Raw genomic sequence first — 9,339 nt, forward strand, 5'->3', positions numbered from 1 at the left:
CTGCTCACGCCTTGCGCGCGGCCAGGTTGGCGGCGATGCGCATGCGCAGCGCGTTCAGCTTGATGAAGCCGCCCGCATCCTTCTGGTCGTAGGCGCCGGCGTCGTCCTCGAAGGTGGCGATGGTCGAGTCGAACAGCGAGTCGGTCTTCGAGTCGCGGCCGACGACGATCACGTTGCCCTTGTACAGCTTGAGGCGGACCCAGCCGTTGACGGTCTGCTGCGTGTAGTCGATCAGTGCCTGCAGCGCACGGCGCTCGGGGCTCCACCAGTAGCCGTTGTAGACCAGGCTGGCGTAGCGCGGCATCAGGTCGTCCTTGAGGTGCGCGACCTCGCGGTCGAGCGTGATCGACTCGATCGCACGGTGTGCCTTGAGCAGGATCGTCCCGCCGGGGGTCTCGTAGCAGCCGCGCGACTTCATGCCGACGTAGCGGTTCTCGACCAGGTCGAGGCGGCCGATGCCGTGCTTGCCGCCGAGCTGGTTAAGCTTCGCCAGCAGTTCGTGCGCAGGCATGCGCTCGCCGTTGATCGCGACCAGATCACCGTTGGCGAATTCGAGGTCGAGGTACTCGGCCGCGTCCGGCGCCGCTTCGGGCGACACCGACCAGCGCCACATCGACTCCTCGGCTTCGGCGGCCGGGTCTTCGAGGTGACGGCCTTCGTAGCTGATGTGCAGCAGGTTGGCGTCCATCGAGTAGGGCGAGCCGCCGGCCTTGTGCTTCATCTCGACCGGGATGCCATGCTGCTCGGCGTAGGCCAGCAGCTTTTCGCGCGAGAGCAGGTCCCACTCGCGCCACGGGGCGATGATCTTGATGCCGGGCTTCAGCGCGTAGGCGCCGAGTTCGAAGCGGACCTGGTCGTTGCCCTTGCCGGTGGCGCCGTGCGCGATGGCGTCGGACCCGGTCTGGTTCACGATCTCGATCAGGCGCTTGGCGATCAGCGGCCGTGCGATCGAGGTGCCGAGCAGGTACTCGCCCTCATAGACGGTGTTGGCGCGGAACATCGGGAAGACGAAGTCGCGCACGAATTCCTCGCGCAGGTCGTCGATGAAGATGTTCTCGGGCTTGATGCCGAACTTGAGCGCCTTGGTGCGCGCCGGCTCGAGTTCCTCGCCCTGGCCGAGGTCGGCGGTGAAGGTCACCACCTCGCACTGGTATTCGTCCTGCAGCCACTTCAGGATCACCGAGGTGTCGAGCCCGCCCGAGTAGGCGAGGACGACCTTGTTGATGGCTTTCTTGCTTTCGCTCATGTGCGATCTCCATTGGTGAAACAAGCGCCGGCACCCGTGCGCCGACGTCGCGTCTCAAGATTCGATCAGGATTCGGTCTGGATGCGGCCGAGGACCAGGTACTCCATCAGCGCCTTCTGCGTGTGCAGGCGGTTCTCGGCCTCGTCCCAGACCACGCTCTGCGGACCGTCGATGACCTCGGCGGTGACCTCCTCGCCGCGGTGCGCCGGCAGGCAGTGCAGGAAGATCGCGTCCTCGCGGGCGACGCGCATCATCTCGGCGTCGACCTGCCAGTCGGCGAAATCCTTGAGCCTTTCCTCGTTCTCGGCCTCGTAGCCCATCGAGGTCCACACATCGGTGGTGACGATGTCGGCGCCGCGCGCCGCTTCCATCGGGTCGGCGAACTGCTGGAAGTGGTCCGTACCGACGAGGCCGACGCGCTCGGGCTCGATCTCGTAGCCGGGCGGGGTCGACACATGGACACGGAAGTCGAGCACCTCGGCTGCCTGCAGCCAGGTGTTGCACATGTTGTTCGAGTCACCGATCCAGGCCACCGTCTTGCCCTGGATCGGGCCGCGGTGCTCGATGAAGGTGTAGATGTCGGCCATGATCTGGCACGGGTGGTACTCGTTGGTGAGCCCGTTGATCACCGGCACGCGCGAGTTGGCGGCGAAGCGCTCGACGATGTCCTGCTCGAAGGTGCGGATCATCACCAGGTCGCTCATGCGCGAGATCACCTGCGCCGCGTCCTCGACCGGCTCGCCCCGCCCGAGCTGCGAGTCGCGCGTGTTGAGGTAGATCGCCGAACCGCCGAGCTGCTGGATGCCGGCCTCGAAGGAGAGGCGCGTGCGCGTGCTCGCCTTCTCGAAGATCATCACCAGCGAGCGATCGGAGAGCGGCCAGTACTGCCGGTAGCTCTTGAATTGATCCTTGATCCAGCGCGTGCGCGCGAACAGGTAGTCGTATTCCTCGCGCGAGAAATCCTTGAACTGGAGGAAATGGCGGATGCTGCCGGTGTTCGTCTTGAGTCCCATGATCAATCCTTGGCGGCCAGGAAATCGCGGATCAGCGCAGCCAGGCGGACGACGAGTTCGCGTCCTTCTTCGACGCTGAAGTTGAGCGCCGGCAGCAGGCGGACGACCTTGTCGGCGGTGACGTTGATCAGGAGGCCGGCGTCGAGGCCGCGCTGGACGAGGACGCCGCAGGGACGGTCGAGCTCGATGCCGATCATCAGGCCGCGGCCGCGGATGTCGACGATTCCCTTAGCACCGGCGAGTTCGCTGCGCAGGCCCTCGCGGATCATCTGGCCGACGGCGACCGTGTGCTCGAGCAAGCCTGCCTTAGCGACCGTGTCGAGCACGGCGAGCGCCGCACTGCAGGCGAGCGGATTGCCGCCGAAGGTCGAGCCGTGGTTGCCCGGGCCGAACAGTCCGGCGGCACGGCCGCTGGCGAGACAGGCGCCGATCGGAACGCCGCCGCCCAGGCCCTTGGCCAGGGTGACGACGTCGGGCAGGATGCCTGCGTGCTGGTAGCCGAACCACTTGCCGGTCCGGCCGATCCCGCACTGCACCTCGTCGCAGATGAGCAGCCAGCCCCGCTCGTCGCAGAGCGCGCGCAGGCCGTGCAGGTAGTCGGGGTCGGCGAGATGGATGCCGCCTTCGCCCTGCAGCACTTCGAGCATGACGGCGACAACGTTGTGGTTGTGCTCGCCGACGGCACGGATCGCGGCCAGGTCGTTGAACGGGACGCGCACGAAACCGGAAACGAGCGGCTCGAAACCCGCCTGCGTCTTGCGGTTGCCGGTGGCCGACAGCGTCGCCAGCGTGCGCCCGTGGAACGAATGTTCCATGACGATGATGTTGGCGCTGTCGATGTTGCGCTGGTGTCCGTAGAAGCGCGCGAGCTTGATCGCCGCCTCGTTCGCCTCGGCGCCGGAGTTGCCGAAGAACACTTCGTCCATGCCGGACAGTGCGGCCAGGCGGTCGGACAGTTCTTCTGCCGCGGGAATACGATAGAGATTGGAGGTGTGCAGCAGGCGCGCCGCCTGCCCGGCGATCGCAGCGACCAGCGCCGGGTGATTGTGGCCCAGCGTATTGACGGCGATCCCGGAGAGCGCGTCGAGGTAGCTGCGCCCCTCGCTATCGGTGACCCTGCTTCCCTGACCGTGAGTGAAAGCCACCGGCAGGCGGGCATAGGTATTCATCAGGTGAGACATAAGCATCCTCTTGTGTGAGGCCCTGAAACTGAAACGGCGGCTTGCGCCGCCGGATTGACGAAGATCGTCGCTACAAAGCCGCAGGCTGCGGCATTCTCTGCCGCAACGGGGGAGTCGCCACGACAGGCACGGCCCCGGCCAATCGAGTATTCGATGTTAAGGGAAAAGCAAGGCCTTGTACATCGTCCCCGCTGCCCCTGCGCTAGCGCGAATACGCACGCCGCGGGCGTTGTCGTGCGTCGGGCGTTTTCAGGGCCGCCGCTTTCGTGAAAATGAAGGAACTTCTGATTGTGCCGGCAGTCCGTGACCACCATGTTACCCCTGTTGCAGACCGTGCATGCCGGGGCCGGAGCGAATACTGGATCATGTTTCGCTGTGTGAGGCCTTAGCCCTGTATACTTCGACCCGTGTTGCTCCGCCACCGCAACCTAATCCAGCAGACCGCCAAAATGCAAACGTCTTCTGAAACGCCACAGCCCAATCCCTCCGGCACGACGTCGAGCGCCGCGGAGGCCTCCCCTGCAACCACGCCCGCACGCGCGGCCGCACGCCCCGGGTCCTTCGTCATCGTCGGCCAGACGACCGGTGGCAAGCGCTTTCGCCCGAGCGACTGGGCAGAACGCCTGTGCGGCGCCTTGTCCGCATTCGGTGCGCGCAAGCGGGTCCAGTACTCGCCTTATGTCGGCCCCGGCGATTTCGAGGGCTTCAAGGCAGTCTTCGTCGATGGCGAGCTCTACGAGTTCGAGCCGACGGCCTACCGCTTCGTGCAGCACTTCGCGCACGACAACGAACTGCGCGTCGTCGAGAACGTGACGCGTGCACAAATCGAAGGCGCCGCCAGCTAGCCGACGAGACAACCCTGGCCACCGTAGGTGGCCAGATCGGCGGCAATCGCATTGGCTGCCGGGAAGTTTGTATGGCACCAGTCGGGGGCGATCAGCGTCGGCGGACGCGCAGTCGCCGTCACCCGGTGGAAGATCACCTCCGGTGGAGTCCGCCGGATCAGGTCGGCGGCGATCGCCGCGTAGGCCGCGAGCGTCGGTGGCGCCACTTCCCCACGCGCATGCTGTGCCGCCATGCTGCAGCCCTTGACGATCATCAGCGGGTGCAGCTTGATCCCCTCGACGCCGAGCGCCAGCACCCTGGCGTGCGTCTCGCGCATCATCGCCTCGCTCTCCCCGGGCAGCCCCAGGATCAGATGCGCGCAGACCGGTACACCGAAGCGCCGCGCGCGGGCCACCGCGTCGGCGTAGGCGGCGAAGCCGTGTCCGCGGTTGATCCTCTGCAAGGTCTCGTCGTGCGCGCTCTGTAGCCCGAGTTCGAGCCACACCTCGTAGCCCTGCGCCCGATAGCCGGCGAGGATCTCCAGCACGCCATCGGGAACACAGTCGGGACGCGTGCCGACGCACAGGCCGACGACGTCGCTGTGGCTCACTGCCTCGGCGTAGAGGCGGCGCAATTCCTCGACTTCGGCGTAGGTATTCGTGTACGCCTGGAAATAGGCAAGGTAACGCGTCGCCCGCGTCAGCTCAGCACGACGCGCGGCCATCTGCACGCTGATCGGCTGCTCGGCCTTGCCCTCGTTGAACGAGAGCACGCTGCAGAAGGTGCAGCCGCCGCGGCCGAGCGTGCCATCGCGGTTCGGACAGGTGAAGCCGGCGTGCAGGGAGAGCTTGCGCACGCGCGTGCCGAAGCGAGCCTTGAGGTGGCGGCCGAAGGTGTTGATGTGGGTTTCGAGTTGCACGGGCGGTGGGTCGGGAGGCGGGCGTCGGAATCCGGCGTATCGCCCGGAAAGGCGCGAATCTTAGCACCGGTCGCCGCCAGCGGCGACGGCACAGGCCACGGGTGTGCTGTCGCCAATATTTACAGCAGCACCCAGCACTCCCGAAAAAAACTGCTCAAGCCATTGTTTTTCCTGAACCAGGAACCCCGGCCCGAAAAATGCTATAGTCATTTCGCATGCGTTGCCGGCATCGCTCGCAGCCGGTGCTGCGACCCGGCACACGGAGAGCCATCATGAAAACCGCCCTGAAATTCCTCGTCGTCCTCTGGCTCTGGCTGCTCGGCGCGGCCAGTGCCTCGGCCCTGCCCTTCAGCTCACTTTACGTCTTCGGCGACAGCCTGTCGGATACGGGCGCCAGCGACTCCTCGGTGCTGAGCCTCTACAAGCTCATGAACCAGTGCAGCGCCTTCCACAACTGCCCGCCCTACGCCGATGCACGCTTCTCGAACGGCCGCACCGCCGCCGAATACCTCGCGGCCGCAATCCTGCCCGGTGGCGTGACGCCGTCGAACTTCCAGAGCTACGCGATCGGCGGCGCGACCACGGGGATCGGCAACATCGCAGACAACGGCAGCACCACCAGCGTCGGCAGCCAGGGAGCACCCGGCATGGCTGCGCAACTGGCGCTCTACCAGTCGACGCTGGGAACTGCCGGCAAGGCCGACCCGAACGCGCTGTATTTCATCTGGGGAGGCGCCAACGATTTCATTGCCCAAGGATCGCCCATCGCTGCCGCCGGCAACATCGCCGGCTACGTCGGGATGCTGGCGGCTGCCGGCGCCACCCACATCATGGTTCCCAACCTGCCCGATCTGAGCCAGACGCCGCGCTTCCTCGACCCGGACCTGCGCACACCCGAATCGGCGATGCTGCAGGGGCTGGCAGCGCAATTCAGCGCAGCCTTCAACGCCACGCTGCCGGGCTTGCTCGACGCCGTGGAGCTGGCAACCGGTGCCGACATCATCACGGTCGATACCTACTCGGTGCTCGCGAGCATCCCCTTGGGCACGCACAATCCCGGCTTCACCAACAAGTCGGACACCTGCCTGAACTGGAGCGTGACCGGCGAAGCGTTGATCTGCGGCACCCCTGACGCGTACGTCTTCTGGGACTACGAGCATCCGACCACCGCTGCGCATGCACTGCTCGGCAGCGCTTTCGCCGCTGCGCTGATTCCCGAGCCCGGCACCTCGGCACTGCTCGCGCTCTCCCTCCTCGCCCTACCCCTGGCCTCGCGCAAGCACGCTCGCGCGCAGCGCCAGCCTGGCTGAGCAGGAGCTTGCACCCCCCGCTGCCGCCCAGCCGGCGGCGGACCGGCTCGGGTACCAGGCGACCGTCACGCTTCCGTGAACGACTGTTACAGCCGCGTTAAAATGGGCGACCGATGCGCGCGCATCGGCCAGTCACCCAGTCCTCGGAGTCCATAATGCCGGTGAAAATCGTCCAGTCGACCGCATCCGCCTACCAGTATCCGCTCTTGATCAAACAGCTCCTGCTCACCCCGCTGGCGACAGCCCCCGAGCAGACGATCACCTACCAGGGGCGCGTGCGTCACACCTACAGCGAATTCCGGCAGCGCATCGGACGACTCGCCAACGCACTGGCCGGACTCGGCGTAGAGGCCGGCAGCACGGTGGCGGTGATGGATTGGGACAGCCACCGCTACCTCGAATGTTATTTTGCGGTACCGATGATGGGCGCGATCATCCAGACCGTTAACGTCCGCCTCTCGCCCGAGCAGATCCTGTACACGCTGAACCACGCCGAAGCCGATATTCTGCTGGTCAACAGCGAGTTCCTGCCGATCCTCGCGGCGATCGCCGACCGCCTGCAGACGGTGAAGCACTTCGTCCTGCTCAACGACGAGGCCAGCCTGCCGCAAGCGCCGGTCAGCTTCGCCGGCGAGTACGAGGCACTGCTCGCCGCCGCCGACGAGGATTACGAATTCCCCGACTTCGACGAGAACGCGCAGGCCTCGGTGTTCTACACCACCGGCACCACCGGCGACCCGAAGGGTGTCTACTTCAGCCATCGCCAGCTCGTCCTGCACACGCTCGGCGTCGCAGTTGCCGCGGGCGCTTCGCGCACCCAGGGCCGCCTGCACCGCGAGGACGTGTACATGCCGCTGACGCCGATGTTCCACGTCCACGCCTGGGGCTTCCCCTACATCGCGACGATGCTCGGCGTGAAGCAGGTCTATCCGGGGCGCTACCAGCCCGACCTGCTCTGCCGGCTGATCGCCGACGAGGGCGTGACCTTCTCGCACTGCGTGCCGACCATTCTGCACCTCGTCCTGAGCCACCCGCACGCCAAGGACCTCGACCTGTCGGGCTGGAAGCTGGTCATCGGTGGCTCGGCGATGCCGGAGGCGATGGCGATCGCCGCGCACAAGCGCGGCATCGACCTGTTCACCGGCTACGGCATGTCGGAAACCTGCCCGGTGCTCTCGCTCGCCCACCTCACGGACGCCGACCTGCAATTGCCGCCCGAGCAGCAGGCGGTGCTGCGCGCCAAGACCGGGCTGCCGCTGCCGCTCGTCGACCTGCGCATCGTCGACCAGGACATGCAGGACGTGGCCCACGACGGCAAGGCGACCGGCGAGGTCGTCGTGCGTGCGCCGTGGCTGACGCAGGGCTACCTGAAGTCGCCGGCAGCGGCTGAGGAACTGTGGGCCGGCGGCTACCTGCACACCAGCGACATCGGCAACATCGACCAACGCGGCTACGTGAAGATCACCGACCGCATCAAGGACGTGATCAAGGTCGCCGGCGAATGGACCTCGTCCCTGCAGATCGAGGACATCATCGCCAAGCACGAGGCGGTGCAGGAAGTCGCGGTGATCGGCGTCCCCGACCCGAAGTGGGGCGAGCGGCCGCTGGCACTGGTACTGTTGAAGCCCGAGCACGCAGGCGAGGTCAGCGAACACGTCATCCGCAACTACGCGGCGCACGCGATCGAGGCGGCCGGCATCTCACGCTACGGCATCCTGCTCCAGGTCTCCTTCGTCAAGCGCCTCCTGAAGACCAGCGTCGGCAAGATGAACAAGCGCGACATGCGCGCCGACCCGGACGCGCTGCGCGAGTGAGCGCGCGCCGCCCTCAGTGGAGGCCGGCGCAGACCCGGTTGCGACCGCGGCTCTTCGCTGCGTAGAGGGCCCGGTCCGCCTCGCTCAGGAACTCGGAGAGCACGCCCTGCTGCCGTGGCCGGCAGCTGGCTGCACCGATGCTGATGGTGACCACGTCGGCCACCTGCGACTGCGGATGGGGGATGTTCAGTTCGGCGACGCGCCGGCGCAACCTTTCGCCCACCAGCAGGGCACCGGGCGCATCGCAGTCGGGGAGGATGGCGAGGAACTCCTCGCCCCCGTAGCGACCGACGAAGTCGCTGCAGCGCAGCAATCCGGCGCGCAGTTCGTGCGCCACCCGGCGCAGGCAGACGTCGCCGAGGCCGTGTCCACAGCAGTCGTTGTAGGCCTTGAACATGTCGATGTCGATCATCAGCAGCGACAGCAGGCCACCGCTGCGCTGCGCACGGGCCCACTCGCTGCTCAGCGTCGTTTCCAGTGCCCGCCGGTTGGGGATGTCGGTGAGCCCGTCTACGAAAGCCATCCTTTCGAGCATCTCGGACTTGAGCTTGAGCCGGACATGGACGGCGACGCGCGCCTTGACGAGCAGGATATCGAAGGGTTTGCTGATGTAGTCCACGGCACCGAGCGCAAAACCCTGTTGCTGATCCCTGGGCTGGTCCAGCGCCGTCACGAAGATGACCGGAATGTTCCGGGTGCTGATCTCGCCCTTGATGCGCCGGCAGACTTCGTAGCCGTCCATTCCCGGCATCATGATGTCGAGCAGGATGAGGTCCGGCTTCCGCTCCTCGCCAAGGATGGCCAAGCCTTCCTCACCGCTCGACGCAGTGCGCACCAGGTAGTCCTTGCGCAGCGCGTGCGTCAGCAACTGACAGTTGATCGGCGTATCGTCGATGACCAGGATGTAGGGCAGCGGCGGCGCTGCCGTGTTGGCTGCGCCCCGCCGCTCGGCGTCCCCGTGCGGCGCGACGGGCGTGTCGAGGCTGGGTCCGCGCTCTTCTGCGGACGAGGTTGCAGGAGGGATCATGGAC

At 66.3% G+C, this 9,339-nt stretch carries 8 protein-coding genes; 3 read left to right on the plus strand and 5 right to left on the minus strand.

Annotated features, from left to right (window positions below):
• Window positions 1-4 precede the first annotated feature (4 nt).
• The 3 genes from CCR84_RS03310 to CCR84_RS03320 form a co-directional block, all read right to left on the minus strand.
• Window positions 5-1,246, minus strand: a complete 1,242-nt coding sequence (locus CCR84_RS03310) for an argininosuccinate synthase (protein WP_201209573.1) — start codon at window positions 1,244-1,246, stop codon at window positions 5-7.
• A 65-nt stretch (window positions 1,247-1,311) separates the two neighbouring features.
• On the minus strand, window positions 1,312-2,259 hold the full coding sequence (gene argF / locus CCR84_RS03315) for an ornithine carbamoyltransferase (RefSeq protein WP_201209575.1): 948 nt from the start codon (window positions 2,257-2,259) through the stop codon (window positions 1,312-1,314).
• Between the two features lie 2 nt (window positions 2,260-2,261).
• Complete coding sequence (locus tag CCR84_RS03320; RefSeq protein ID WP_201209577.1) at window positions 2,262-3,440, minus strand: aspartate aminotransferase family protein; 1,179 nt, start codon at window positions 3,438-3,440, stop codon at window positions 2,262-2,264.
• 449 nt (window positions 3,441-3,889) lie between these two features.
• On the opposite strand from CCR84_RS03320, the gene CCR84_RS03325 reads away from it, so the two are divergent.
• Window positions 3,890-4,285 carry a DUF3579 domain-containing protein gene (locus CCR84_RS03325; protein WP_201209579.1) on the plus strand — a complete coding sequence of 132 codons (396 nt, stop codon included), beginning with the start codon at window positions 3,890-3,892 and terminating at the stop codon, window positions 4,283-4,285.
• Here the strand turns inward: CCR84_RS03325 and mnmL are convergent.
• Window positions 4,282-5,184 carry a tRNA modification radical SAM protein MnmL/YtqA gene (gene mnmL, locus CCR84_RS03330; protein ID WP_201209581.1) on the minus strand — a complete coding sequence of 301 codons (903 nt, stop codon included), beginning with the start codon at window positions 5,182-5,184 and terminating at the stop codon, window positions 4,282-4,284. The genes CCR84_RS03325 and mnmL overlap by 4 nt on opposite strands.
• 272 nt (window positions 5,185-5,456) lie before the next feature.
• On the opposite strand from mnmL, the gene CCR84_RS03335 reads away from it, so the two are divergent.
• Both CCR84_RS03335 and CCR84_RS03340 read left to right on the plus strand, forming a co-directional pair.
• Window positions 5,457-6,494: an SGNH/GDSL hydrolase family protein gene (locus CCR84_RS03335; protein WP_201209583.1), complete on the plus strand. Its 1,038-nt coding sequence runs from the start codon at window positions 5,457-5,459 to the stop codon at window positions 6,492-6,494.
• Between the two features lie 155 nt (window positions 6,495-6,649).
• On the plus strand, window positions 6,650-8,308 hold the full coding sequence (locus CCR84_RS03340; protein WP_201209591.1) for a fatty acid--CoA ligase: 1,659 nt from the start codon (window positions 6,650-6,652) through the stop codon (window positions 8,306-8,308).
• Window positions 8,309-8,321: 13 nt separating this feature from the next.
• On the opposite strand, the gene CCR84_RS03345 is transcribed toward CCR84_RS03340, so the two are convergent.
• A complete protein-coding gene (locus CCR84_RS03345) occupies window positions 8,322-9,335 on the minus strand; it encodes a diguanylate cyclase (RefSeq protein WP_201209598.1) in 1,014 nt (337 codons plus the stop codon).
• Window positions 9,336-9,339 lie beyond the last annotated feature (4 nt).

This window comes from Rhodocyclus purpureus (genome assembly GCF_016653115.1).
Classification (GTDB): Bacteria; Pseudomonadota; Gammaproteobacteria; order Burkholderiales; family Rhodocyclaceae; genus Rhodocyclus; species Rhodocyclus purpureus.

Excerpts from the sequence above, each read along its gene's own strand:
- CCR84_RS03310 (WP_201209573.1), bottom strand. The coding sequence starts at position 1,246 with ATGAGCGAAAGCAAGAAAGCCATCAACAAGGTCGTCCTCGCCTACTCG.
- argF (WP_201209575.1), bottom strand. The coding sequence starts at position 2,259 with ATGGGACTCAAGACGAACACCGGCAGCATCCGCCATTTCCTCCAGTTC.
- CCR84_RS03320 (WP_201209577.1), bottom strand. The coding sequence starts at position 3,440 with ATGTCTCACCTGATGAATACCTATGCCCGCCTGCCGGTGGCTTTCACT.
- CCR84_RS03325 (WP_201209579.1), top strand. The coding sequence starts at position 3,890 with ATGCAAACGTCTTCTGAAACGCCACAGCCCAATCCCTCCGGCACGACG.
- CCR84_RS03335 (WP_201209583.1), top strand. The coding sequence starts at position 5,457 with ATGAAAACCGCCCTGAAATTCCTCGTCGTCCTCTGGCTCTGGCTGCTC.
- CCR84_RS03340 (WP_201209591.1), top strand. The coding sequence starts at position 6,650 with ATGCCGGTGAAAATCGTCCAGTCGACCGCATCCGCCTACCAGTATCCG.
- CCR84_RS03345 (WP_201209598.1), bottom strand. The coding sequence starts at position 9,335 with ATGATCCCTCCTGCAACCTCGTCCGCAGAAGAGCGCGGACCCAGCCTC.